Below are 26,069 nucleotides of genomic sequence, written 5' to 3' on the forward strand. Positions count from 1 at the left end.
GCAAGTACGTTAGTGATTGCTGCAGTTAGTGTAGTTTTACCGTGGTCAACGTGGCCGATTGTACCAACGTTTACGTGCGGTTTTACGCGTTCAAACTTTTCTTTTGCCATCTTAAAAAATTCCTAATAAAGAAATTAAAGCCTGACTCAGTATTGAGCCAGACAAGCTAAAATCATATAACAGCGCGAGCTGAAATTATTGTATCTGCAACCTGTTTAGAGGCTTCAGCGTACTTCAAAAACTCCATAGAGTATGAGGCACGGCCCTGTGTTGCAGATCGTAAAGCAGTCGCATAACCGAACATTTCAGATAATGGTACCACAGCATTAATTTGCTTAAGTCCACCAAGTGCATCTTCCATACCTTCGATCATGCCGCGACGACGGTTTAGGTCGCCAACTACATCACCCATGTTTGCTTCAGGAGTGAGTACTTCAACCTTCATTACTGGCTCTAATAAAGCAGGGTTTGCATCTAGCGCACCTTGCTTCATGGCGAGTGAACCTGCTATTTTAAATGCCATTTCATTCGAATCTACATCATGGAATGAACCATCATATAAAGTCGCTTTCACGCCAAGTAATGGGTAGCCTGCCAGTACACCTTGAGCCATTTGCTCTTGGATACCTTTGTCTACCGCAGGGATGTATTCTTTCGGAACTGACCCACCTACGGTTTCGTTAACGAACTCGTAAATTGGGGCTTCATCATCCGAAATATCCATCGGTTCAAGTTTAAGCCAGACGTGACCATATTGACCACGACCACCTGATTGACGTATAAACTTCCCTTCAACTTCAACAGTTGAACGAATAGCTTCTCGGTATGCAACCTGCGGCTTACCAACGTTACATTCAACACTGAATTCACGTTTCATACGGTCGACAATTATATCAAGGTGAAGTTCACCCATGCCAGAGATAATCGTCTGGCCTGATTCTTCGTCAGTTTGTACGCGGAAAGATGGATCTTCTGCCGCTAGTTTACCTAGCGCGATACCCATTTTATCCTGGTCAGCGATTGTGCGAGGCTCAACCGCAACAGAGATAACTGGTTCTGGGAACTCCATACGCTCAAGCGTAATAATAGAGTTCGGATCACACAGTGTTTCACCTGTTGTTACGTCTTTGAGACCAATAGCCGCCGCGATGTCGCCTGCGTGGACTTCTTTGATCTCTTCACGTGAGTTTGAATGCATCTGAACGATACGACCAAGACGCTCACGCTTACTTTTTACTGGGTTATATACCGCGTCACCCTGTTTAACAGTACCAGAGTAAACACGGAAAAAGGTTAAAGTGCCAACAAACGGGTCTGTTGCAATCTTGAATGCAAGAGCAGAAAACGGCGCTTTATCATCAGCAGGACGCTCTTCCTCAGTACCATTTTCTAAGATACCTTGGATTTGTTTCACTTGTGTTGGTGATGGCATATATTCAACAACGCAATCAAGCACAGCTTGAACACCTTTGTTTTTAAATGCACTACCACAGGTCATGGGAACAATTTCGTTCGCTAATGTGCGTTGACGCAAAGCATTTTTAATTTCTGCTTCGCTTAACTCTTCACCTTCTAAGTATTTATCCATTAGTTCTTCAGAGGCTTCAGCAGCGCTTTCAACTAAATGAGAGCGCCATTCTTCGGCTAATTCCTGAAGTTCTGCCGGTATTGCCTCATAAGAGAAAGTCATACCCTGGTCTTTATCATTCCAGTTAATGGCTTTCATTTTAATAAGGTCAATAACACCTTTAAAGTCGTCTTCAGCGCCAATAGGCAGCTGGACTGGAACAGGCGTTGCTCCAAGACGAGATTTCACCTGACTTACAACCGTTAAAAAGTCAGCGCCCGTGCGATCCATTTTATTTACGAAGATCATTCTCGGAACTTCGTATTTGTTCGCTTGACGCCAAACTGTCTCAGTTTGCGGCTGTACACCCGATGAAGCACAAAGAACAACTACCGCACCATCTAGTACACGTAAAGAACGCTCTACTTCGATAGTGAAATCTACGTGTCCTGGGGTATCAATAATATTGATGCGATGGTCGTCAAATTGCGCGTCCATCCCTTTCCAGAAACACGTTGTTGCAGCAGAAGTGATTGTGATACCACGCTCTTGTTCCTGCTCCATCCAATCCATAGTTGCAGCGCCATCATGCACTTCACCGATCTTATGAGAAAGACCTGTGTAGAACAGAACACGTTCTGTTGTGGTGGTTTTGCCTGCATCTACGTGAGCACAAATACCGATATTGCGGTAACGCTCAAGTGGAGTTGTACGTGCCATAAAATCCTCTTAAAGGTTAAGGACAGATTACCAACGGTAATGAGCGAATGCTTTATTCGCTTCAGCCATACGGTGAACGTCTTCACGTTTCTTAACCGCAGTGCCTTTGTTATCAGCAGCGTCAACGATTTCTTGAGCTAAACGTAAGCCCATAGATTTTTCGCCACGCTTACGTGCAGCGTCTACTAACCAACGCATACCTAATGCGTTGCGACGTACTGGACGTACTTCAACTGGTACTTGATAAGTTGAACCACCAACACGGCGAGATTTAACCTCTACCTGTGGACGGATGTTATCAAGTGCAGTTTCAAAGATTTCTAGGTGCGACTTGCCTGATTTCTCAGCAGCCACGTCTAGCGCACCATAAACGATTTTTTCAGCAGTAGATTTCTTGCCGTCTAACATTACGATGTTAACGAATTTTGCAAGAAGTTCCGATCCGAACTTAGGATCTGGAAGAATTTTACGTTGACCTATTACGCGTCTTCTAGGCATTTTGTATCTCCGGTTTATTCAGGTTTGTCCTTTTGGAACAATAACCCAAAACAATAATTAATAATATTTAGTGCTTGGCCTTACTAACGGAATACAATTAGCCTTTAGGGCGTTTTGCACCGTATTTAGAACGAGCTTGACGACGGTCGCTTACGCCTGCACAGTCAAGTGCACCACGTACAGTGTGGAAACGCACACCTGGTAAATCTTTAACACGACCACCACGGATTAGGATTACACTGTGCTCTTGAAGGTTATGACCTTCACCACCGATGTATGAAGTTACTTCGAAACCGTTAGTTAAACGTACACGAGCTACTTTACGTAACGCCGAGTTTGGTTTCTTAGGTGTAGTTGTATATACGCGAGTACATACACCACGCTTTTGCGGACACGCTTTAAGCGCAGCTGAGTTACTTTTAGTAACCTTGCTACGACGTGGCTTACGCACTAGCTGGTTAATAGTTGCCATTTAAATAGCTCCTGAAATTAAAATTACTACTGAAAAAAATAAAAAATCCGCCCTTGTTTTACCAGCATGTATTAAACGTGCAAGTAAATGGGTGGCGGAATTTTAATGAGCAAAGATTGACCTGTCAACCTAAACCGCTCGCAAGGCAGTAGATAACTACCTTGCTAAACTCTAATCTATTGATTAGATTCGGTTTATTGATTTCCAGATAAATCCGCGTTTAAGGCATCAGTCAGTGCTTGAGTCGCCTCTTCTGCACTTACCGTTTGCTCTTCAACAACGTCTTTTTGCTTACGACGAGCTATACGATCTTGATGATACGCAAAACCGGTACCGGCTGGGATCAATCGACCCACAATTACGTTTTCTTTCAGACCGCGTAGTTCATCGCTCTTACCATTTACAGCGGCTTCTGTTAGGACACGAGTTGTCTCCTGGAACGAGGCTGCTGAGATGAAAGATTCTGTCGCTAGTGATGCTTTAGTGATACCCATTAACTGGATTTCAAACTTAGCTGGGATCTTACCTTGAGCTTCAAGGTCGCGGTTTGCGATATTAACGCGTGCCACTTCAATTTGCTCACCGGCTAAGAACTCAGTATCACCACCGTCTAGAATGATACATTTACGTAGCATTTGACGAATAATAGTTTCAATGTGCTTATCATTGATCTTAACGCCCTGCAAACGGTAAACCTCTTGCACTTCGTTAACAATGTAGTTAGCAACATGAGTCACACCACGTAGGCGTAAGATGTCATGCGGTGATTCTGGACCATCGGCGATAACTTCACCTTTAGACACTTGCTCACCTTCAAACACGTTAAGTTGACGCCACTTAGGGATCATTTCTTCGTAATGATCGCCTTCAGCTGGAGTAATAACTAAACGTTTCTTACCTTTAGTCTCTTTACCGAAGCTAATCGTACCGGTGATTTCAGCTAAGATAGCTGGATCTTTCGGCTTACGTGCTTCAAATAAGTCGGCTACGCGTGGTAGACCACCCGTGATATCACGAGTTTTCGAACCTTCTTGCGGAATACGTGCTAATACGTCACCTGGGTTTGCAGTCGCGCCGTCTGTTACTTCAATCGTAGTGAATGAAGGAAGACGCGTTTCTTGCAAGCCACGCTCATCACTTTCAATGATAAGTTTCGGCTCTTTCGCATTCGCTTTAGCAAGATCTTTAACAACTACACGAGTTAAACCCGTTAGTTCGTCGGTCTGTGCTTCAGTGTTTGAATCATCGATATCGCTGAACGATACTTTTGATTTATGCTCAAGAACGATTGGGTGACTATGCGGGTCCCAAGTAGCAACGATGTCGTTACCTTGAACTTCTGCATTGTCTTGCACTGTTAATACCGCACCGTAAGGTACTTTATAACGCTCTTTCTCACGACCATAGCTATCAATGATAGTGATTTCTGTAGAACGTGAGGTAATAACAATCTTATCGTCTGTATTTAATACATACTTAGCGTTGTGAAGTTTTAATGTACCGTTAGTTTTAACTTGTACATTATTCTCAGCAGACGCTCTTGATGCCGCACCACCGATGTGGAATGTACGCATCGTAAGCTGTGTACCCGGCTCACCGATTGATTGTGCCGCGATAACACCTACTGATTCACCCGCGTTGATGATATGACCACGTGCAAGGTCACGACCATAACACTTAGCACAAACACCAAAGTCGTTATCACAGGTGATAACTGAACGTACACGAACTTCATCAACTGAGTGCTCTTCTAAAAGGTCACACAGTTTTTCGTCAAGCATGATGTTACGTTCTACAAGTACTGTATTAGTACCAGGGATAACAACAGGCTCAGCAACAACACGACCTAGTACACGTTCGCGAAGTGCTTCTACAACGTCACCACCTTCAATAAGCGGTTTCATTGTTAAGCCATCTTCTGTGCCACAATCGTCTTCATTGATTACCAAATCTTGTGCAACGTCTACTAGACGACGCGTTAGGTAACCCGAGTTCGCTGTTTTCAGTGCTGTATCGGCAAGACCTTTACGCGCACCGTGCGTTGAGATGAAGTACTGAAGTACGTTTAGACCTTCACGGAAGTTAGCCGTGATTGGCGTCTCGATGATTGAACCATCTGGACGTGCCATTAGACCACGCATACCTGCTAGCTGACGGATCTGAGCGGCACTACCACGAGCACCTGAGTCGGCCATCATAAACACTGAGTTAAATGACGGTTGCTCTTCTTCTTCACCTTGCGCATTCACTACGGTGTCTTTTGACAAGTTCGCCATCATTTCACGTGATAAGTTTTCATTTACACGTGACCAGATATCGATAACTTTGTTGTACTTTTCACCAGCCGTAACAAGACCCGATTGGAACTGTTGGTTGATTTCAGTTACTTCAGCTTCAGCTGATTCAATGATTGATGCTTTCACTGGTGGGATAACTAAGTCATCGATACCAATTGAAACACCTGACTTCATTGCGTAGTGGAAACCGGTGTACATAACTTGGTCAGCAAACACAACAGTGTCTTTTAAACCAAGACGACGGTAACACTCATTTAATAAGCTAGAAATTTGCTTTTTACCTAGGGCTTGGTTGATTGACTCAAACGGCATACCCTTAGGTAAAATAAGAGACAGAATTGCACGACCCACTGTAGTATCAATGATAGTAATTGTATCTTCTACAACACCATCTTCATTAGCTACTGATTGGCTAATACGTACTTTCACTTTTGCGTGAAGGTCGGCATTACCACTACGGTATGCTTTTTCTGCTTCTTTTGGGTCTTTAAATACGGTGCCTTCGCCTTTCGCGTTAATGCGGTCACGCGTCATGTAATAAAGACCTAATACAACGTCCTGTGAAGGAACGATGATTGGCTCACCATTAGCAGGCGATAAGATGTTGTTTGTAGACATCATTAACGCACGAGCTTCTAGCTGCGCTTCAATTGTTAGCGGTACGTGTACCGCCATTTGGTCACCATCGAAGTCGGCGTTGTAGGCCGCACATACTAATGGATGCAAATGAATCGCTTTACCTTCGATAAGCACAGGTTCAAACGCTTGGATACCCAAACGGTGAAGTGTTGGTGCACGGTTAAGTAATACTGGATGTTCACGAATTACTTCGTCTAGTACATCCCATACTTCCGCTACTTCACGCTCAACCATCTTTTTAGCTGCTTTGATTGTCGTAGCCATGCCGCGACGTTCTAATTTGCCATAGATGAATGGTTTGAAAAGCTCTAATGCCATCTTCTTAGGAAGACCACACTGATGAAGCTTAAGTGTAGGACCAACCGTGATTACAGAACGGCCAGAATAATCTACACGCTTACCAAGTAAGTTCTGACGGAAACGACCTTGCTTACCTTTGATCATATCAGCAAGCGATTTAAGTGGACGTTTGTTAGAACCTGTAATTGCACGACCACGACGACCGTTATCAAGTAGCGCATCAACCGCTTCTTGTAACATACGTTTTTCGTTGCGTACGATAATATCTGGTGCAGCTAAATCTAGTAGACGCTTAAGACGGTTATTACGGTTAATAACACGACGGTAAAGGTCATTTAGATCAGATGTCGCAAAGCGGCCACCGTCTAGTGGTACTAATGGACGTAAGTCAGGTGGCAATACTGGAAGTACTGTCATGATCATCCACTCAGGGTTATTACCTGATTGGTGGAACGATTCCATTAACTTAAGACGTTTAGTGATCTTTTTACGCTTAGTTTCAGAGTTAATTGTTGGTAACTCTTCACGCATCTCTGCAATTAATTGAGCAAGATCGAGTTCACGAAGCAAGTCTAATACTGCTTCAGCACCCATCTTCGCTTCAAACTCATCGCCGTGCTCTTCAAGTGCATCTAGGTATTCTTCTTCACCTAATAGCTGACCACGCTCAAGCGTTGTCATGCCAGGCTCAGTTACTACGAATGATTCGAAGTAAAGAACACGTTCAATATCACGAAGCGTCATATCAAGCATTAAGCCGATACGTGACGGTAATGATTTTAAAAACCATATATGCGCAACTGGACTTGCCAGTTCTATATGACCCATACGGTCACGACGCACTTTAGTGAGTGTTACTTCAACGCCACACTTTTCACAGATCACACCACGGTGTTTAAGGCGTTTATATTTACCACATAAACACTCATAATCTTTCACTGGGCCGAAAATACGGGCACAGAATAAGCCATCGCGCTCAGGCTTGAAAGTACGGTAGTTAATAGTCTCAGGTTTCTTTACTTCACCGTATGACCATGAGCGAACCATGTCTGGTGAAGCAAGACCAATGCGAATTGCATCGAATTCTTCGGTCTTATTTTGTTGCTTCAGAAACTTAAGTAAGTCTTTCACCTTAGCTCTCCTGTCGGAGTTAATCTTGAGGACGGATGTTCTCGTCCCTACATTCTATTCAGCCATAACAGATGCTGCAGCGCTAACTGCAGCATCTAATTGACTTAATTTTCTTCCAACTCGATGTTGATACCCAGTGAGCGGATTTCTTTCAACAATACGTTGAACGATTCTGGCATACCTGGTTCCATTTTATGGTTACCATCAACGATGTTTTTATACATCTTAGTACGACCGTTCACGTCATCCGATTTCACTGTTAGCATTTCTTGTAGCGTGTAAGCAGCACCGTAAGCTTCAAGTGCCCATACTTCCATCTCACCAAAACGCTGGCCACCGAACTGTGCTTTACCACCCAGCGGCTGCTGAGTAACAAGGCTGTAAGAACCAGTAGAACGTGCGTGCATCTTATCGTCAACCAAGTGGTTAAGTTTAAGCATGTACATGTAACCTACAGTTACTTGACGTTCAAACTGATCGCCAGTACGGCCATCATAAAGTGTAACCTGACCACTTCTAGGGTAGCCGCCTAGCTCTAGCATGTCTTTGATTTCGCTTTCTTTCGCGCCATCAAATGCAGGAGTAGCAATCGGTAAACCACCTTTCAAGTTTTCAGCTAAACGACGAATTTCGTCATCAGAGAAACTAGCAATATCCACAACCTGACGAGATTCACCGATCTCATAAGCTTGTTTGATGAATTCGCGTAGCTCATGAAGCTCGCGTTGCTCTTTCATCATTTCTTCTAAGCGCTCACCAATACCACGTGCAGCTAGACCCATATGTGTTTCAAGGATCTGACCGATGTTCATACGTGATGGTACACCTAGTGGATTTAGTACGATATCTACCGTACGACCTTTGTCATCGTATGGCATATCTTCTACTGGTACGATAGTCGAGATAACACCTTTGTTACCGTGACGACCCGCCATTTTATCACCCGGTTGGATACGACGTTTAACAGCTAGGTATACTTTAACAATCTTAAGTACGCCTGGTGCTAAGTCATCACCTTGGGTAATTTTACGACGTTTGTTTTCAAACTTCTTATCGTATTCAGCTTTAAGCTCATCGTACTGTGCAGCTAGTTGCTCAAGTTCAGCTTGCTTGTCTTCTTCAGCAAGGCTTTGAGTTAGTAACTTTTCAGCATTCAGTGACGCTAAGTTGTCTTCATCGAAACCAGCTGCCACAAGTAACTTGCGTGCACGGTCTAAAACACCGGCTTCTAAAATACGGAACTCTTCGTTGAAGTCTTTCTTCGCTTCGCGAAGCTGCATGTCTTCAACTTCTAACGCACGTTTATCTTTTTCAACACCATCACGGGTGAAAACTTGTACGTCGATTACAGTACCGGTTACGGAGTTTGGTACACGTAAAGAGCTGTCTTTAACGTCAGACGCTTTCTCACCGAAGATAGCACGTAGTAGCTTTTCTTCTGGTGTTAATTGCGTTTCGCCTTTCGGAGTCACTTTACCTACTAGGATATCGCCGCCTTTAACTTCAGCACCAATATATACAACACCTGATTCATCAAGCTTGCCTAGTGCAGATTCACCCACGTTCGGGATATCTGCTGTGATCTCTTCTGAGCCTAATTTAGTATCACGGGCAATACACTGTAGTTCTTGAATATGAATAGTCGTTAGACGATCTTCTTCAACTACGCGCTCTGATAGTAAGATTGAATCCTCGAAGTTGTAACCGTTCCATGGCATGAATGCCACGCGAAGGTTTTGACCAAGGGCTAAGTCACCTAAGTCAGTCGAAGGACCATCTGCTAACACATCGCCACGAGTAACCGGTTCACCAACCATGCATGTTGGTTTTTGGTTAATACATGTATTTTGGTTAGAACGTGTGTACTTGGTTAAGTTGTAGATGTCGATGCCCGCTTCACCAGGAATGCGTTCTTCTTCATGTACATTAACAACGATGCGACTTGCGTCGGCATACATTACTTCACCACCACGTTTTGCAACAATCGTTACACCAGAGTCTTTCGCTAGTGTTAACTCAATACCAGTACCTACTAACGGTTTGTCCGCTTTCAATGTTGGTACTGCTTGACGTTGCATGTTTGAACCCATCAATGCACGGTTAGCATCATCGTGTTCTAGGAACGGGATAAGTGCGGCCGCTACAGAGATCACCTGTTGTGGTGATACATCCATATATTGTTGGTCCATGCGACCCATAAAGGTTGATTCACCTTTGTGACGACATGGAATAAGTTCATCTACAAACTCATTGGTTTCAGTTAAGTTTGAGTTCGCCTGTGCGATAACAAACTGACCTTCTTCAATGGCTGATAGGTAATCAACTTCATCAGTTACTACACCGTCTACCACTTTGCGGTAAGGTGTTTCTAAGAAACCGTAGTCATTGGTACGTGCATACGTAGACAATGAGTTAATTAGACCGATGTTTGGACCCTCAGGAGTCTCGATTGGACATACACGACCGTAGTGAGTTACGTGAACGTCACGTACTTCAAAGCCAGCACGCTCACGAGTTAGACCGCCCGGACCTAATGCAGAAATACGACGCTTGTGCGTTACTTCTGATAGCGGGTTATTTTGGTCCATAAACTGTGATAACTGAGACGAGCCGAAGAACTCTTTAACTGCTGCCGAAATAGGCTTAGCATTAATAAGATCTTGTGGCATGATCGCGTCTAGGTCACCTAAGCTTAAACGCTCACGTACAGCACGTTCTACACGTACTAAACCTACACGGAATTGGTTCTCAGCCATTTCGCCAACACTACGTATACGACGGTTGCCTAAGTGGTCTATATCATCAACATCGCCAACACCGTTACGAATAGCAATCAATACTTTCATAACCGCTACGATGTCTTCTTTGCTTAATGTGCCAGGGCCTGTGTCTGAATCGTAACCAACACGGCTATTGAACTTCATACGACCTACTGTTGATAAGTCATAGCGTTCTTCTGAGAAGAATAAGTTCTCAAATAAGGCTTCAGCCGCGTCTTTCGTCGGTGGCTCGCCTGGGCGCATCATGCGATAAATTTCTACTAGTGCTTCTAAACGGTTGCTTGACGAGTCAATGTTTAATGTATTTGACATGTAAGCGCCGCTGTCCACTTCATTGATATATAATGTATCAATAGTAGTGTGACCTGCTTTAACCAATTCAGCCATCATTTCAAGCGTTAGCTCGTCATTTGCAGTCGCGATGATTTCACCTGTTGACTCATCAACATAGTTCTTCGCTAATACACGGCCAATGATGTACTCATGTGGTACTTCTAATTGATTAATGCCTTTTTTCTCGATGCTCTTGATGTGGCGAGCCGTAACACGACGACCGCTTTCAACAAGGACTTCACCGTCTTCGCTCTTGATATCAAAAGCGGCAGTTTCACCACGTAAACGTGAAGGTACAAGTTCCATAAGAACTTTACCGTCAGCAATTTCAAACGCAGTAGTATCGAAGAAGATATCTAGGATTTCTTCACTCGTGTACTCAAGTGCACGTAAGATGATAGACGCCGGTAATTTACGACGACGGTCAATACGTACATATAAGTTATCTTTTGCATCAAATTCGAAGTCTAACCATGAACCACGGTAAGGAATTACGCGTGCGTTATAAAGCACTTTACCTGACGAGTGAGTTTTACCGCGGTCGTTATCAAAGAATACACCAGGGCTACGGTGTAGCTGAGAAACGATAACACGCTCTGTACCATTGATTACAAAAGTACCGGTATCGGTCATGAGCGGAATTTCGCCCATGTAAACTTCTTGCTCTTTAATGTCTTTAACTGTGCCTGGAGCTTCTTTGTCCATTACTACAAGACGCAGTTTCACGCGAAGTGGAGCAGAATAAGTCACACCGCGAATTTGACATTCTTTTACATCGAATACTGGCTCACCAATACGATAACTTACGTATTGAAGCTCAGAATTTCCCGAGTAGCTTTTAATTGGGAACACAGAACGGAAGGCAGCTTCCAAACCATGATCGCCATCAGCGTCCGGGACTAAGAATTTTTTAAACGATTCTAACTGCGTCGACAGTAAGAAAGGTATATCCAAAACTTGTGGACGTTTACCAAAATCCTTACGGATACGTTTCTTTTCAGAATAAGAGTAAGCCATGGGGTTCCTCAGCTTGCTGATCTTTGACCCGACCTGTTCTTGTAAGAACAGACTTAACTGGCATCTATGCCAAGATGTACAACATTTAACTGTTGTTCCAACTTAATCCCACCTCAACACTAGCAAACTATAAAGCGTTGAAATTAAAGAATAAATCAGATTTTATTTGCGCTATAAGAATAGTCGCTCTATAGCGCAAAAAGGCCGGTGATTAAATAATCACCAGCCCTTGCCTGATTTCTCAGGCAGCGAACCTAGCAAAAGCTAGATTACTTAACCTCAACTTCAGCACCAGCTTCAGTAAGTTCTTTAGCAAGAGCTTCAGCTTCTTCCTTAGAAATACCTTCTTTAACTGGAGTTGGAGCAGCTTCAACAAGTGCTTTAGCTTCTTTTAAGCCAAGACCAGTTGCGCCACGAACAGCTTTGATTGCCGCAACTTTATTAGCGCCAGCGCCAGTAAGGATTACGTCAAATTCTGTTTTCTCTTCAGCAGCTTCAGCAGCAGGACCTGCTACCATAGCAGCTGCAGCAGTTACGCCGAATTTTTCTTCCATTGCTTCAACTAGAGCAACAACGTCCATTACTGACATTTCAGCAATTGCGTCAAGGATTTGGTCTTTAGTTACAGACATTACAAATTTCCTAATAATTAACGGACTCTAAGGTCCAAATAAATTTACACCGAAAGGGATTAAACAGCTTAAAATTAAGCAGCTTGCTCTTCTTTCTGTACACGTACTGCTTCAATTGTTTTACACAATTTACCAGCAGACGCTTCTTTCATAGCGCTCATTAAGCGTGCAACAGCTTCGTCGTATGTAGGTAGAGTTGCAAGCATAGCTGCATCTACTACATTACCTTCAAAAGCGGCCGTTTTAAGCTCAAATTTCTCATTCTTTTTCGCGAAGTCTGAAAAGATACGCGCAGCAGCACCTGGGTGCTCTGATGAGAAAGCGATTAAGCTTGGACCAACAAATGAATCAGATAGGCATTCAAAGTCTGTTCCTTCAAGAGCACGTTTAGCTAGAGTGTTACGGACAACTTTCATCCAAACACCATTTGCACGAGCTTCTTTACGAAGGGCAGTGATTGCACCAACTGTTACACCACGAGAATCTGCAACTACTGCAGATAGAGCACCAGTGGCTGCTTCGTTGACTTCAGCAACAATTGCCTTTTTGCCTTGAAGATTTAAAGCCATGGGTGTTACTCCTGGTTTAATGGGTTACCGTACATCGGCTTCCCTGTTTTACTCTTCCCCACCAATAAAGGTGGAGATGCTTTTTACGGCGAGAGCCAGAAGATTAGGAAAAATCTATCTGGGGATTCACACCGTCTACGTAGGTAGTATTAAGGCCGAAGCCGCCTACGGTCTTGGACGGAAGCCCAATTTATCGCGTTGCCCGAAGGCGCTTCGAAATTATGGACTTCAACCCGAATTCTTTACTTTGCGATTAACTAAATTAATCAGCAAAATGGCGCAAAATTATAGTACAAATTTCACGCCATGTAAACACTCAATTAAGCAACAACTGTGCTTAAAGTGCTTTGGTCAACAGAAACACCTGCGCCCATTGTTGTAGAGATAGTTACTTTCTTCAAGTAAACACCTTTAGCTTGAGAAGGTTTAGCCTTCTTAAGCGCAACAATTAGAGCTTCAAGGTTTTGTTGTAACTGCTCAGCAGTGAAATCAACCTTACCAATCGTAGTATGGATGATACCATTTTTGTCATTGCGGTAACGCACTTGACCTGCTTTCGCATTTTTAACTGCTTCTGCAACGTTAGGTGTTACAGTACCAGTTTTAGGGTTTGGCATTAGACCACGTGGGCCTAAGATTTGACCTAGTTGACCAACAACACGCATAGCGTCTGGTGATGCAACAACAACGTCAAAATTCATCTCGCCTTTCTTAACTAGTTCAGCAAGATCTTCCATGCCTACTAATTCAGCACCGGCTTCTTTTGCAGCTTCTGCATTAGCGCCTTGAGTGAATACAGCAACACGAACGTCACGACCAGTACCGTTAGGTAGTACAGTCGCACCACGAACGTTTTGATCAGATTTACGAGCATCGATACCAAGGTTAACAGCAACGTCAACACTTTCTACGAATTTAGCTGTCGCTAATTCTTTTAAAAGAGCAACTGCTTCGTTAATTTCGTAATCTTTAGTTACTTCCACTTTTTCGCGGATAGTACGCATACGTTTAGTTAATTTAGCCATTATCTTAGTCCTCTACGTTCAAGCCCATCGCACGCGCAGAACCTGCGATAGTGCGAACCGCAGCTTCTAAATCAGAAGCTGTAAGGTCTGGTTTCTTTGTCTCAACGATTTCTTCAAGTTGAGCACGAGTTACTGTGCCTACTTTTTCAGTGTTAGGACGGCCTGAACCAGATTTGATACCTGCAGCTTTCTTAAGTAAGTAAGCAGCCGGTGGCGTTTTCATGTCGAACGTAAATGAACGGTCGCCGTAAACAGAGATCACTACAGGAACTGGAGCGCCTTTCTCGATAGATTCTGTACGTGCGTTAAACGCTTTACAGAATTCCATGATGTTTACACCGTGTTGACCTAGTGCTGGACCTACTGGAGGACTAGGGTTAGCCATACCAGCAGCAACTTGTAGCTTGATTAGAGCTTCAACTTTCTTAGCCATTATAAATACCTCATTAGGTGGGTCTTAGCCTTGTGCGCGCGAGGACGCGTACTCTAGCGGCTTCCCAGTTTAAAAATTGGTTTCTCACTTTCTGCAAACAGTTAAACAACCGTTTTCCCTGAATACAAAAAGGCCGCTGATTATAAGTTAATCAGCGGCCTTTTTCAAGCTTCGTGCCAAAAATTTAAAAGTTTTTAACGCGACGCTTTAAATCAATTACTTATCTTGTTCAACTTGACCAAATTCAAGTTCAACTGGCGTAGAACGACCAAAAATAAGTACCGACACTTTAACGCGGCTCTTTTCGTAGTCAACTTCTTCAACCACACCACTAAAGTCTGCAAATGGACCATCAGTAACACGAACCACTTCACCCGGCTCAAATAATGTTGCTGGTTTAGGCGCTTCAGCGTTTTCTTGTAGGCGATTAAGAATGCGATCAGCTTCTTTAGAACTAATTGGTGCAGGACGGTCTGATGTACCACCAATAAAGCCCATAACACGTTCAGTGCTATTTACTAAGTGCCAGCTTGCATCGTTCATATCCATTTGTACTAGTACGTAACCTGGGAAGAATTTACGCTCAGACTTACGCTTTTGACCAGCACGCATCTCAACTACTTCTTCAGTAGGAACTAATACTTCACCAAAGCTATCTTCTAGGCCTTTGATTTTAATGTGCTCTAATAATGTTTGAGCAACACGCTTCTCATAACCTGAGAAAGCTTGTACTACGTACCAACGTAGTTTCTTTTCGTTATTGTCATCCGACATGGGATCAGATCTCCAATCCAGTTAAAAAGCCTACAGCGCGAAATAAAATGCCATCTAATCCCCAAAGGATAAGTGCCATAATCACTGTTGCAACCATTACGATTAATGTCGTGTGCGTTGTTTCTTGACGCGTTGGCCAAATTACTTTGCGTACTTCAATACGCGCTTCTTTAGCAAAAGCAAGGAAGGTACGTCCCTTAAAAGTTTGCGAAGCAATAGCTAAACCCGCCGCTATTGCAACCACAACGCCAATAGCACGTAGTAATACAGACTGATCTGCAAACATATGATTACCAACGACTGCGCCTGCAAGTAGCGCAATTGCTACTAACCACTTTACTGACTCCATCCCACTTGATGGTGTTTCTATATTCGTGCTCATAATATTATTACCTTAACTACAGACACAACAACCCTGCACGTCGACAGGGTTAATCCATTAAAATCTAAACTTAAAAACAAGCTTTCTCAAACCGATTTTTAGTTCTAGACTTTATTCACTTTGTAAAAATTGGCAGGGGCGGAGAGATTCGAACTCCCAACCGTCGGTTTTGGAGACCGCTGTTCTACCAATTGGAACTACGCCCCTGCAAAGTGGATGCCTATTATACTTACGCAATTCATTAACACAAGAGTAAAGATAGTCATCTGATAAAATCTTCACTGTTAATAAGTTTATAGACCTGATAATCAAATTAATCCTGTGGCTTTCATCCGTTTAGAAACATTTAATACGTATTAGTCAAATCACTTTTTTAATGATCTACTCGTAATAACTCACCGCGATAAAAATCACACAGTAACCATATTTGTTCAAATTGATGGGTATTTGGAAAACATACTTTTTTGACTGCCGCTTCAAAGTCGCTCTTATGCCAAATAGTACTAGCGTTACGAATTAACAACCACGTACGCTTTGAATAATAACGCTTAGTCGCTTTTTGCTTTAATAAGCGCTCCAACGCGGATTGCAACCGGTGTTCGCTTGGTTGTTGCGCCATGTCGGCTAAATCACGCTGCATTTGTATCGACAGTGGCCGGCCTAACACGGCCATGGCTTCCGTTTCACTGGCGTATAAATGCGCCACCTCTATATCGAGTTGCTGATTTTCTTGATAACAGCTTACATCGGGTCTATTCGGTTCATTGTGCCAAATATGGCGCATGTGAATTCCCGTTTGTTGTTCATAACATCGCAAAAACAATTTGGCCGCATCGTGCTCTAATTGTTGTTTTTCGGCATCACTGCTGCGCTTCATTCAACACCTTATAAACGTCATTTAACAGCGATGAAGCGCCAAACCTAAATGTTTCTGGTGCTAAATAATCATGCCCCATAATCTCGGTTGCTAGTTGCAAATAAGCATTTGCATCTACTGCGGTCTTGACTCCACCAGCAGCCTTAAAACCAACTCGCTTTGATGATTTTTTGATGGCTTTAAGCATTATTTCAGTCGCTTCAAGCGTGGCATTCACAGCTACTTTTCCTGTACTGGTTTTTACAAAATCAGCTCCGCCTTGGATGGCAAGTTCGGTTGCTTGAGTAATAAATGCTGCCGTTTTTAGCTCGCCAGTTTCAATGATCACTTTGAGCTTAGCACGGCTGCCACATACCTTTTTACTCTCACTCACGTATTCCAGCACGGTATCTGCTTCACCTTTTAAAAGCGCTTTATAAGGAATGACTAAGTCAATTTCATCGGCCCCCCGCTCTATGGCTATCAGGGTTTCATTGAGTACTTCATTGAGTGGCGCATCACCAGAGGGAAAGTTAGTTACGGTGGCCACTTTTACATGGCTCAATAAGCGATTAGCAAGTGCTATTTTAGCGTCATCAACAAATTCACTAAACACACAAAGCGCAGCAGGCGTGCCTAGCTTAGGGTTTATACTGTTTACTAATGCGTTAATACTGGCTTGACTATCATCAGTGTTTAAACTGGTTAAGTCCATTAAGCTAACGGCTAGCGTGGCGTTTTGAGTATTGTTTGTCATTTTATGCCTATGAAATTGTGTGACCTTAACCTATATAAGAGCATCATAGCTTAAACTTGCTATAGCTCATAACCAAACACTATAAGCGCGTTTTTTATACTAAATGTCACTCTACCCCTTACTAAATACGATTTAGACCTAAAAAACATGATTGATATAACTTTTAAGAATATCAACTAAGATTTAATTATTTTTTACTTATCAATAGCCACTATATTCTGCTTCTCAGTTAAACACTTTATTATTTTTAGGGGCGTTATTCAGTGCAATATTTACCTATCTTTACCAAACTCGACAACAAACCCGTATTGGTTGTTGGCGGTGGAGAGGTTGCCTTGCGAAAATGCCGTGCGTTTTTAAAAGCACGCGCCGATGTAACGCTAGTTGCTCCTTGGTTTTGCGAAGAATTAAAAGAACATGCGCATAATGATGAAGTAACATTAATAGATGCCTATTTTGAAGAGACGCATCTTGATGGCAAAATTTTGATTATTGCCGCCACCGACAACGATGAAGTAAACAACACCGTATTTGAACTCGCCAATGCGCGTAATGTGTTTGTAAACGTGGTGGATGATCAACCTAAATGTACCTTTATTTTCCCCTCTATTGTTGATCGCAACCCAATTACCATTGCGATTTCAAGTGCAGGTACCGCGCCGGTTTTAGCAAGGCGCTTACGTGAAAAGCTCGAAGCACTTATTCCGCAGCATATCGGCCCACTCGCTAACTTGGTCGGTGGCTTTCGCCATAAAGTAAAGCAACGCTTTAAACATTTTGCTGATCGTCGCCAATTTTGGGAAGGCGTGTTTGATTCATCAGTAGTAAGCAAAGTTCAAACCGGTGATACCCATGGCGCTGAACAACAACTAGAGAAAATGCTAGATGCCAAAGTAGAGCCAGAAGGTGAAGTATACGTAGTAGGTGCAGGCCCTGGGGATCCAGAGTTACTCACCCTAAAAGCATTGCAGCTAATGCAACAAGCCGACGTGGTGGTATATGATTATTTAGTTTCCGACGAAATTATGGAATTAGTACGCCGCGATGCCGATTTAATTTGTGTGGGTAAGCGCTTAGGCGATCATAGCGTAGCCCAAGAAGACACTAACCAGATGCTAGTTGATTTAGCGCAACAAGGTAAAAAAGTATGTCGTATTAAAGGCGGCGACCCATTTATTTATGGTCGTGGTGGCGAAGAAGTACAAGTACTGGCAGCCAATAACGTAAATTACCAAATAGTGCCAGGTATAACGGCGGCCGCAGGCTGTAGTGCCTATGCAGGTATTCCTTTAACGCATCGTGATCATGCTCAAGCTATTCAATTTGTTACTGGTCACTGTAAAAAGGGAGGCCAAGAGCTTAATTGGCAGTCGCTTGCACAAAAAAACCAAACACTGGCTATTTATATGGGGGTGATTAAATCGCCGCATATTCAAGCCGAGCTATTAAAACATGGGCGAGAAGCAACAACACCAGTGGCAATTATTGAAAACGGCACACGTAAAAATCAACGCGTAGTTACCGGACAGTTAGACCAATTAGCGCAGCTTATTGAGCAGCATCAAATAATTTCGCCCGCGTTACTCATTATAGGTGAAGTGGCCTCACTACATGACCAATTACACTGGTTTGGTGAAAAAGCGCAGATCAGTAGCTTTGCTCAACCACTGACAGACGTAGCGTAATTTAACAGATTTTAATTTAATCATTTTAGTAGGACGACCAACAATGGCTTTAACTCACCTTCAGCAACTTGAAGCTGAAAGTATCAAAATCATGCGCGAAGTCGCCGCTGAGTTTGAGAACCCAGTTATGCTTTACTCAATCGGTAAAGACTCATCGGTGCTTTTGCATCTAGCTCGTAAAGCATTTTATCCTGCGAAGATTCCGTTTCCGTTATTACACGTAGACACCAACTGGAAGTTTCGTGAAATGATTGAGTTTCGAGACCGTTTAGCTAAAGAGTACGGCTTTGATTTAATCGTACACAAAAACCCTGAAGGTATCGAAATGGGTATAGGCCCGTTTACACATGGCTCGGGTAAACATACCGATATCATGAAAACTCAAGGGCTAAAGCAAGCGCTTAATAAATACGGTTTTGATGCCGCATTTGGTGGCGCACGTCGTGATGAAGAGAAATCACGGGCTAAAGAGCGTGTTTACTCATTTCGTGATAAACACCATCGCTGGGATCCTAAAAACCAACGTCCTGAGCTTTGGAATACCTATAACAGCCAAGTGAACCCAGGAGAAAGTATTCGTGTATTCCCATTATCTAACTGGACTGAACTAGATATTTGGCAATACATATATCAAGAAAACATCGAAATGGTGCCACTTTACCTTGCTAAAGAGCGCCCTGTAGTAGAGCGCGATGGTACTTTAATTATGGTTGATGACGAGCGCATGCCACTTAATGAAGGTGAAGTACCGCAAATGAAGTCGGTTCGCTTTAGAACATTAGGCTGTTATCCACTAACAGGTGCAGTTGAATCTACCGCCAGCAATCTAACCGAAATTATTGAAGAAATGCTGCTTTCATCGTCATCTGAACGTGAAGGTCGAGTGATTGATCATGATTCAGCAGGCTCTATGGAGAAGAAAAAACGTGAGGGGTATTTCTAATGTCTAACCTAAATAACGATACATTTAATGAAGTAAAAGAAATTGGTATAGACGCTTACCTAGCACGTCAACAAGATAAAAGCTTATTGCGTATGCTGACTTGTGGCAGTGTGGATGACGGTAAATCAACCTTAATTGGCCGCCTACTGCATGATAGTCACCAAATTTATGAAGATCAGCTAGCCGCGCTTCATAAAGATAACGAAAAAGTGGGTAACGCCGGTGAAGATCTTGATTTAGCACTGTTAGTAGATGGCCTACAAGCTGAGCGTGAGCAAGGTATAACAATTGACGTAGCGTACCGCTACTTTTCAACCGCTAAACGTAAGTTTATTATAGCCGACACCCCAGGGCATGAGCAGTATACCCGAAACATGGTTACTGGCGCTTCAACTAGTGATGTTGCCATTATTTTAGTGGATGCGCGCTATGGCGTGCAGGTACAAACTAAGCGCCATAGCTTTATTTGTGACTCATTAGGCATTAAGCAGTTCGTGGTTGCGGTTAACAAAATGGATATTGTTGATTTTGACGAAACCGTTTATGAAAAAATTAAAGCCGATTATTTAAAATTTGCTGAGCAACTTAACGTATCAAATATTAAGTTTGTGCCTATGTCGGCGCTTAAAGGCGATAACGTAGTAACTCGCTCTGCGCACACTCCTTATTACACCGACAAACCATTGCTTGAGCTGTTAGAAGATTCACCAGCCGCTGAAATCGACACCGGTTTTGAAGCGCGTCTTCCGGTGCAATACGTGGTACGCCCTAATCTAAACTTCCGTGGTTTTCAAGGCACGCTTACATCGGGTAAATTACGTGTAGGTGATGAAGTAAAGGTACTGCCTTCAGGTAAAACATCACATATTAAAGAAATTGTTACTTTTGATGGCAACCTAGATACTGCACAAGCTGGCCAAGCAATTACGGTTACTCTTAATACTGAAATAGATATTAGCCGAGGAGACGTTATTGTGCCTGCAAATTCGCAAGCTCAAGTAACCAACCAATTACAGGCTAAAATTGTGTGGATGCACGAGTCGCCATTGGTGCTTGGTAAAAGCTACAACCTTAAACTTTGCAGCAAAAACACCTCGGCCACGGTCACAAAAATTGATCACACTATTGATGTAAACACGCTAGAGCATGGCAGTGCAGATTCATTGCAGTTAAACGAGATTGCGATTGTGACACTGGAGCTGACCGAGACTATTTTAGCCGACCAGTACCATCATAATCATGAAACCGGTTCATTTATTCTTATTGATCGCTTATCAAACTTAACGGTTGCAGCAGGAATGATAGAACAGGTACTGCAAAGTGAAGAAAACGCAGGACAATACAGCGACTTTGAAGTTGAATTTAACGCCCTCGTACGCAAGCACTTCCCGCATTGGCAAGCGCTTGATATTTCAAAGCTATAACGTTAATGAACGCCTGTTAGGAACATTTAAAGCATGGTAGAACAGCTCATTTTAACAGGCATTATGTTGCTTTTAGTCGGGTGCCTTTTTGGCACCCGTATTAATCCTGCATGGTTATTTGTAAGTGCCATAGGCACAAGCTATCTAACTGGGTTAATAGATTTAGAAAACATGCTGGTTAATTACACTAACTCATCATTAATTACTTTAGTGTTATTAATTTTAGTGTCGATAGCGATAGAAAAAACCACGCTTATTCAGCGTTTAGCCAAATCGTTATCCAATGGTAGTTTAGTTAAGTCAGTAACTAAATTAGGGCTGTCTACAGCGTTTTTGTCTTCCTTTACTAACAATACCGCGGTAGTTGCCTCATTAATTACCGCCATAAAGGATAACCCAAACCACTCTCCCTCAAAGCTATTGCTACCCTTGTCGTACACCGCGATTTTAGGGGGTACTATTACGCTTATTGGCACCTCTACTAACTTAATCGTAAATGGCTTTGCAGTAGATGCGGGCATGGCGCCACTGGGCTTTTTTGATTTTACCTTGGTGGGTTTGGGCGCACTTAGTGTGGGCTTAATTACTATTTTGGTGATGCTAAAATGCCTGCCCGACAATGGTAAAAATAGCCAAGAGGTGGTGCCTTTTTATCTAGAAGGGAAAGTGCAAACTGGTTCTAAACTAATAAATCGTACTGTAGAAGAAAATGGTTTACGCGACTTAAAAGACTTGTTTCTGGCTGAAATTATTCGTGATGGCAACCGTATTTGCGCCGTGACCCCCCAACATATTATTCAACAAGACGACATACTGCTGTTTGTGGGCGACATAAAGTCAGTGCCTTTGCTTACTCGCTTTGATGGCTTAAAAGTGGTGCACGACAAACACGAAAAAGACATTGAACACCTCGTTGAAGTTGTCGTTAGTCAGTCGTCTAAATTAATTGGCAAAACGGTAAAAGAAGCCCGCTTTAGAGAGCAATTTCATGCGGCCGTTATTGCTATTCGCCGTGGGCATGACCGTTTACAAGGCGGGCTTGGGCAAGTGCGATTACAAGCGGGTGATTCACTCATTCTCGCCCCTGGTAAAAGCTTTTATGACTTAACTAACTTAAAGCGCGAGTTTGTGTATATTTCAGGGCTTGATTTACAAACCCACCTCAGTGCAAAGCAATCAAATATTGTATTGTTAAGCTTTGCGGGTGTGCTGGGATTAAGTATTTTAGGTGCAGTACCGCTGGTTAAAGGCTTGTTAGTGTTACTTATTGGCCTAATGCTGTGTGGTACTATCAAACTAAGCGAAATAAAGCGCCGCTTTCCTATTGAGTTACTTGCTGTCGTGGGCAGTGCTATAGGTTTAGCTAAGCTGATGATAGGCACCGGCCTTGCAGGGCAAATATCAGACGCCATGTTTGTAGTGCTGGGCGACTTTGGCCCTTATGGCGCGTTTATCGCTATCTTTTTAATGACCGTATTATTTACCGAATTAATCACTAATAATGCTGCTGCAGCGCTATCGTTTCCGGTTGCCTACTCACTAGCCATTGGCTTTAACGTAGAACCTTTGCCGTTTATTATGGCAGTTGCATTTGGCGCTTCAGCCAGCTTTATTTCACCTTTTGGTTATCAAACTAATCTAATGGTTTATAGCGCGGGTAACTACCGACTAAAAGACTATGTAATGATGGGGCTACCGCTTTCTATTATTTATTCAATCACCGTACTGACTTTGATCCCGCTGGTATTTCCGTTTTAATGCCCGCGTTTATAGCATAAAGAGACACAGCAAATGGATAACAATATTGTTTGGCATAATTACGCCACCACTAAAGTACAGCGCAGCGAACAAAAAAAGCATAAGCCGGCTATTTTATGGTTTACTGGTTTTTCTGGCTCAGGTAAAAGTACCGTTGCGAATGCACTAGAAGCAGCACTCAATCAGCAAGGTGCGCACACGTACCTACTTGATGGCGACAATGTACGCCATGGTTTATGTAAAGATTTAGGCTTTAGTGATGCCGATCGCGTTGAAAATATCCGCCGCGTAGGCGAAACCGCCAAGCTAATGGTTGACGCTGGTTTGTTAGTCCTTACTGCGTTTATATCTCCTTTTAAAGCTGAGCGCGACATGGTTCGTGAGTTAGTTGATGAGGGTGAATTTATCGAGGTATTCATCGACACCCCTCTTGAGGTGTGTGAAAGTCGCGACCCAAAAGGCTTATATAAAAAGGCGCGCGCCGGTGAAATTAAACACTTTACCGGGATTGATTCAACTTACCAGCCGCCGGTTAATCCTGAAATAATTTTAGATACCAGTAAAAACACCCTAGACCAATCGGTAGCTCAACTGATAACGTATCTAAAACATCAGCATATACTATAGGCCCATCTAATGAACCAAACTGAACTGCTAGAAGAAACCCTTATTCTCGCCCGCAAAGCGGGAAGCGCGATTATGGGTATTTACAACAAAGACTTTAACGTTGAATACAAAGCTGATGAAAGCCCCGTAACCGACGCCGACTTAGCAGCTCATAAAATCATTAGTGCAGGGCTCAAAAAGCTCACTCCCGATATTCCTGTATTGAGTGAAGAAAGTGCCGACATTGGTTGGGACGTACGCCAAACATGGAACAGCTATTGGCTGGTTGACCCAATTGATGGCACCAAAGAATTTATTAAAAAGAACGGTGAATTTACCGTTAATATTGCCCTAATCGAAAATGGCAAACCAGTTTTAGCTGTGGTTGATGCCCCTGCGCTAGGTGTATCGTACATAGCCGCCGAAGCCATTGGTGCTTTTAAAGACAAAGGCGATGAGCGCATCGAGCTTAAAGTTACCACCAAGCCTAACAAAGGCCTTATTCGTGTTGTAGGTAGCCGCTCGCACCCCTCTCCTGATTTAGCTGAATTTGTAAAACGCTTTGATGAGGTTGAAATGGTGTCAAAAGGCAGCTCACTCAAACTGTGTTTAGTCGCCGAAGGCAGTGCCGACATATACCCGCGCTTAGGCCCAACTTGTGAATGGGATACCGGAGCAGGCCACGCCATCGCCGAAATAGCCGGTGCAAAAGTCACTCAACTTGATGGCAGCCCGCTTTTGTACAACACCAAAGATGAGTATTTGAATCCATTTTTTGTGGTATCAGCACTCGAAGAATAAAGGTAGTTGAGCGTAAGTTGGGTTGAGCGAAGCAAAACCCAACAAGCATCTTAAATTACGGGCTACGGGCTTAGAGTCGCGAGCATCTCAGTGACAATTTAAACACCGCAGGTTTAGTTGAGCGAGCCGAAATCCAACAAGCACTTAGCACTTTAACAAATACATATAAATATTTTCCTCACACTCTTAACTCCAAAAGTGATGATTATTCACGCATTTCGCGGCACATTCCTGCACTAATTGCGCAGCTTTTAAACACTGTTTCATATTCGTGACAGTCAGTAACTAATACGCTACAACAAATTTATATCCAAGACATAAGAACACATGAAATGTGTGGTTAAAAACTATATTCTTCGGCGCAATTATTATGATAAATAATGGATACACACACATGACAACATCTCAAGGTGCGACGCTTTCAAATGCACCAACACAAGACGCACACACGTCTAAATCAAAATGGAACCTGCATGATACGCAGTGGACACTTAGCCTTTTTGGCACCGCAGTGGGTGCTGGTATTTTATTTTTACCGATTAATATTGGTATTGGTGGTTTTTGGCCGCTGATTATTATGGCGTGTTTAGCCTTTCCTATGACCTTTTTAGCGCACCGTGGTTTGGCGCGTTTTGTATTATCATCAAAAAATAAAGAGGCTGATTTTACCGATGTGGTAGAAGAACACTTTGGCGTAAACGCGGGCCGACTGATCTCTTTGTTATACTTTTTATCAATTTTTCCTATTTTGCTCATTTACGGTGTGGGTTTAACCAATACGGTAGACAGCTTTATGGTCAATCAATTAGGAATGGAGTCGCCGTCACGCGTTGTGCTTTCAGGTGTACTTGTTGCTGTTATGATTGGCTTAATGATGGGCGGTGAACGCTTAATGCTACGCGCCTTTGCTATTTTAGTGTACCCGCTAGTAGGTATTTTATTCTTTTTATCTCTGTATTTAATCCCAAGCTGGCAAATGCCCGATACAACTATGCCTGGGCTAGGTAGCTTTAGTAAAACACTTTGGTTATCGATTCCTATTATTGTGTTTTCATTTAGCCATGCAGCGGCTATTTCAAGCTTTGTTAATAAACAACGCAGCCACTATGGTGACCTAGCAACCTCTAAGTCAGAGGCTATTTTAAAGCGCACTAGCTTATTATTGATTACCTTTGTTTTGTTATTTGTTTTCTCATGCGTGTTATCGCTTACCGGTGACCAAATGGCTGAAGCAAAAGCGGCAAACGTCTCTGTTTTATCTTACTTGGCTAATATTACAGAAAACTCATTCATTGCAACGCTGGGACCTTTGGTTGCCTTTATTGCGATTATGTCGTCGTTTTTAGGTCACTTTTTAGGGGCACGCGAAAGCTTTACTGGGTTAGTGACTAAACACTCAAGCATGAGGCCTAAAGTGGCTGACAAAGTGGGTGCGGTACTGATGTTTTTCGCTATTTGGTTCTGCGCGGTTAAAAACCCAAGCATACTAGATATGATGGATCAGTTATCAGGCCCAATCATTGCGATGATTTTATTCATTATGCCAATGATTGCAGTTTACAAAGTGCCTAGCTTACAAAAGTACCGTAATCGTTTAAGTACCTTATTTGTACTGGCTGTCGGTTCATTAGCAGTGTGTGCGTTACTGTACAGCATGCTTAGCTAAGTAA

Annotated in this window: 21 protein-coding genes and 1 tRNA gene; 7 read left to right on the forward strand and 15 right to left on the reverse strand. The window is 42.9% G+C overall.

What is annotated here, in order from left to right:
- The 15 genes from CWC14_RS05155 to deoC all read right to left on the reverse strand — a co-directional run.
- Positions 1–110 (reverse strand): GTP-binding protein (locus tag CWC14_RS05155; RefSeq protein ID WP_138558991.1); only part of this gene is annotated, 110 nt, incomplete at its 3' end.
- Between the two features lie 62 nt (positions 111–172).
- Entirely contained in the window at positions 173–2,287 is a 2,115-nt protein-coding gene (gene fusA / locus CWC14_RS05160; RefSeq protein WP_138561680.1) for an elongation factor G, read from the reverse strand.
- Between the two features lie 27 nt (positions 2,288–2,314).
- A complete protein-coding gene (gene rpsG, locus CWC14_RS05165) occupies positions 2,315–2,785 on the reverse strand; it encodes a 30S ribosomal protein S7 (RefSeq protein ID WP_010392135.1) in 471 nt (156 codons plus the stop codon).
- 97 nt (positions 2,786–2,882) lie between these two features.
- Positions 2,883–3,257 carry a 30S ribosomal protein S12 gene (gene rpsL, locus CWC14_RS05170; protein WP_002958885.1) on the reverse strand — a complete coding sequence of 125 codons (375 nt, stop codon included), beginning with the start codon at positions 3,255–3,257 and terminating at the stop codon, positions 2,883–2,885.
- Between the two features lie 194 nt (positions 3,258–3,451).
- Positions 3,452–7,624, reverse strand: a complete 4,173-nt coding sequence (rpoC, locus tag CWC14_RS05175; protein ID WP_138561681.1) for a DNA-directed RNA polymerase subunit beta' — start codon at positions 7,622–7,624, stop codon at positions 3,452–3,454.
- A 104-nt stretch (positions 7,625–7,728) separates the two neighbouring features.
- Positions 7,729–11,754 (reverse strand): DNA-directed RNA polymerase subunit beta, encoded by a 4,026-nt coding sequence (rpoB, locus tag CWC14_RS05180; RefSeq protein ID WP_024602214.1) that lies wholly within the window; start codon positions 11,752–11,754, stop codon positions 7,729–7,731.
- A 269-nt stretch (positions 11,755–12,023) separates the two neighbouring features.
- Positions 12,024–12,386 (reverse strand): 50S ribosomal protein L7/L12, encoded by a 363-nt coding sequence (rplL, locus tag CWC14_RS05185; protein WP_013463847.1) that lies wholly within the window; start codon positions 12,384–12,386, stop codon positions 12,024–12,026.
- Between the two features lie 74 nt (positions 12,387–12,460).
- Positions 12,461–12,955, reverse strand: coding sequence for a 50S ribosomal protein L10 (gene rplJ / locus CWC14_RS05190; protein WP_036981014.1), 495 nt, complete (start codon positions 12,953–12,955; stop codon positions 12,461–12,463).
- Positions 12,956–13,275: 320 nt separating this feature from the next.
- Positions 13,276–13,980, reverse strand: coding sequence for a 50S ribosomal protein L1 (rplA, locus tag CWC14_RS05195; protein ID WP_013463845.1), 705 nt, complete (start codon positions 13,978–13,980; stop codon positions 13,276–13,278).
- Positions 13,981–13,984: 4 nt separating this feature from the next.
- A complete protein-coding gene (gene rplK / locus CWC14_RS05200; protein ID WP_008108462.1) occupies positions 13,985–14,413 on the reverse strand; it encodes a 50S ribosomal protein L11 in 429 nt (142 codons plus the stop codon).
- A gap of 216 nt (positions 14,414–14,629) precedes the next feature.
- Positions 14,630–15,187 carry a transcription termination/antitermination protein NusG gene (gene nusG, locus CWC14_RS05205; RefSeq protein WP_138561682.1) on the reverse strand — a complete coding sequence of 186 codons (558 nt, stop codon included), beginning with the start codon at positions 15,185–15,187 and terminating at the stop codon, positions 14,630–14,632.
- A gap of 4 nt (positions 15,188–15,191) precedes the next feature.
- A complete protein-coding gene (gene secE, locus CWC14_RS05210) occupies positions 15,192–15,569 on the reverse strand; it encodes a preprotein translocase subunit SecE (RefSeq protein ID WP_013463843.1) in 378 nt (125 codons plus the stop codon).
- Between the two features lie 130 nt (positions 15,570–15,699).
- A tRNA-Trp gene (locus tag CWC14_RS05215) sits at positions 15,700–15,776 on the reverse strand.
- Positions 15,777–15,942: 166 nt separating this feature from the next.
- Positions 15,943–16,446 (reverse strand): hypothetical protein, encoded by a 504-nt coding sequence (locus CWC14_RS05220; RefSeq protein WP_064663604.1) that lies wholly within the window; start codon positions 16,444–16,446, stop codon positions 15,943–15,945.
- Positions 16,430–17,182, reverse strand: a complete 753-nt coding sequence (gene deoC, locus CWC14_RS05225; RefSeq protein WP_028835951.1) for a deoxyribose-phosphate aldolase — start codon at positions 17,180–17,182, stop codon at positions 16,430–16,432. Before deoC ends, CWC14_RS05220 begins: the two co-directional genes overlap by 17 nt.
- Positions 17,183–17,445: 263 nt before the next feature.
- On the opposite strand from deoC, the gene cysG reads away from it, so the two are divergent.
- From cysG to CWC14_RS05260, 7 genes are all read left to right on the forward strand, one after another.
- Positions 17,446–18,867, forward strand: coding sequence for a siroheme synthase CysG (cysG, locus tag CWC14_RS05230; protein WP_138561684.1), 1,422 nt, complete (start codon positions 17,446–17,448; stop codon positions 18,865–18,867).
- 43 nt (positions 18,868–18,910) lie between these two features.
- Positions 18,911–19,810: a sulfate adenylyltransferase subunit CysD gene (gene cysD / locus CWC14_RS05235; protein ID WP_138561686.1), complete on the forward strand. Its 900-nt coding sequence runs from the start codon at positions 18,911–18,913 to the stop codon at positions 19,808–19,810.
- The gene (cysN, locus tag CWC14_RS05240) at positions 19,810–21,234 is read left to right on the forward strand and encodes a sulfate adenylyltransferase subunit CysN (protein WP_138561688.1); all 1,425 of its coding nucleotides are present in this window, start codon (positions 19,810–19,812) and stop codon (positions 21,232–21,234) included. The genes cysD and cysN overlap by 1 nt, the downstream gene beginning before the upstream one ends.
- Before the next feature lie 33 nt (positions 21,235–21,267).
- Entirely contained in the window at positions 21,268–22,992 is a 1,725-nt protein-coding gene (locus CWC14_RS05245) for an SLC13 family permease (RefSeq protein WP_138561689.1), read from the forward strand.
- 33 nt (positions 22,993–23,025) lie between these two features.
- The gene (gene cysC / locus CWC14_RS05250; protein WP_008108444.1) at positions 23,026–23,619 is read left to right on the forward strand and encodes an adenylyl-sulfate kinase; all 594 of its coding nucleotides are present in this window, start codon (positions 23,026–23,028) and stop codon (positions 23,617–23,619) included.
- A gap of 9 nt (positions 23,620–23,628) precedes the next feature.
- The gene (cysQ, locus tag CWC14_RS05255) at positions 23,629–24,399 is read left to right on the forward strand and encodes a 3'(2'),5'-bisphosphate nucleotidase CysQ (RefSeq protein ID WP_138561691.1); all 771 of its coding nucleotides are present in this window, start codon (positions 23,629–23,631) and stop codon (positions 24,397–24,399) included.
- A 394-nt stretch (positions 24,400–24,793) separates the two neighbouring features.
- On the forward strand, positions 24,794–26,065 hold the full coding sequence (locus tag CWC14_RS05260) for an aromatic amino acid transport family protein (protein WP_138561693.1): 1,272 nt from the start codon (positions 24,794–24,796) through the stop codon (positions 26,063–26,065).
- Positions 26,066–26,069: the final 4 nt, after the last annotated feature.

This window comes from Pseudoalteromonas sp. S3260 (genome assembly GCF_005886925.1).
Classification (GTDB): domain Bacteria; phylum Pseudomonadota; class Gammaproteobacteria; order Enterobacterales; family Alteromonadaceae; genus Pseudoalteromonas; species Pseudoalteromonas tetraodonis.

Excerpts from the sequence above, each read along its gene's own strand:
- rplA (WP_013463845.1), bottom strand. The coding sequence starts at position 13,980 with ATGGCTAAATTAACTAAACGTATGCGTACTATCCGCGAAAAAGTGGAA.
- rplJ (WP_036981014.1), bottom strand. The coding sequence starts at position 12,955 with ATGGCTTTAAATCTTCAAGGCAAAAAGGCAATTGTTGCTGAAGTCAAC.
- secE (WP_013463843.1), bottom strand. The coding sequence starts at position 15,569 with ATGAGCACGAATATAGAAACACCATCAAGTGGGATGGAGTCAGTAAAG.
- rplK (WP_008108462.1), bottom strand. The coding sequence starts at position 14,413 with ATGGCTAAGAAAGTTGAAGCTCTAATCAAGCTACAAGTTGCTGCTGGT.
- deoC (WP_028835951.1), bottom strand. The coding sequence starts at position 17,182 with ATGACAAACAATACTCAAAACGCCACGCTAGCCGTTAGCTTAATGGAC.
- cysC (WP_008108444.1), top strand. The coding sequence starts at position 23,026 with ATGGATAACAATATTGTTTGGCATAATTACGCCACCACTAAAGTACAG.
- CWC14_RS05245 (WP_138561689.1), top strand. The coding sequence starts at position 21,268 with ATGGTAGAACAGCTCATTTTAACAGGCATTATGTTGCTTTTAGTCGGG.
- nusG (WP_138561682.1), bottom strand. The coding sequence starts at position 15,187 with ATGTCGGATGACAATAACGAAAAGAAACTACGTTGGTACGTAGTACAA.
- fusA (WP_138561680.1), bottom strand. The coding sequence starts at position 2,287 with ATGGCACGTACAACTCCACTTGAGCGTTACCGCAATATCGGTATTTGT.
- rpoB (WP_024602214.1), bottom strand. The coding sequence starts at position 11,754 with ATGGCTTACTCTTATTCTGAAAAGAAACGTATCCGTAAGGATTTTGGT.
- CWC14_RS05220 (WP_064663604.1), bottom strand. The coding sequence starts at position 16,446 with ATGAAGCGCAGCAGTGATGCCGAAAAACAACAATTAGAGCACGATGCG.
- CWC14_RS05260 (WP_138561693.1), top strand. The coding sequence starts at position 24,794 with ATGACAACATCTCAAGGTGCGACGCTTTCAAATGCACCAACACAAGAC.
- rplL (WP_013463847.1), bottom strand. The coding sequence starts at position 12,386 with ATGTCTGTAACTAAAGACCAAATCCTTGACGCAATTGCTGAAATGTCA.
- cysN (WP_138561688.1), top strand. The coding sequence starts at position 19,810 with ATGTCTAACCTAAATAACGATACATTTAATGAAGTAAAAGAAATTGGT.
- rpsL (WP_002958885.1), bottom strand. The coding sequence starts at position 3,257 with ATGGCAACTATTAACCAGCTAGTGCGTAAGCCACGTCGTAGCAAGGTT.
- rpsG (WP_010392135.1), bottom strand. The coding sequence starts at position 2,785 with ATGCCTAGAAGACGCGTAATAGGTCAACGTAAAATTCTTCCAGATCCT.
- cysQ (WP_138561691.1), top strand. The coding sequence starts at position 23,629 with ATGAACCAAACTGAACTGCTAGAAGAAACCCTTATTCTCGCCCGCAAA.
- cysD (WP_138561686.1), top strand. The coding sequence starts at position 18,911 with ATGGCTTTAACTCACCTTCAGCAACTTGAAGCTGAAAGTATCAAAATC.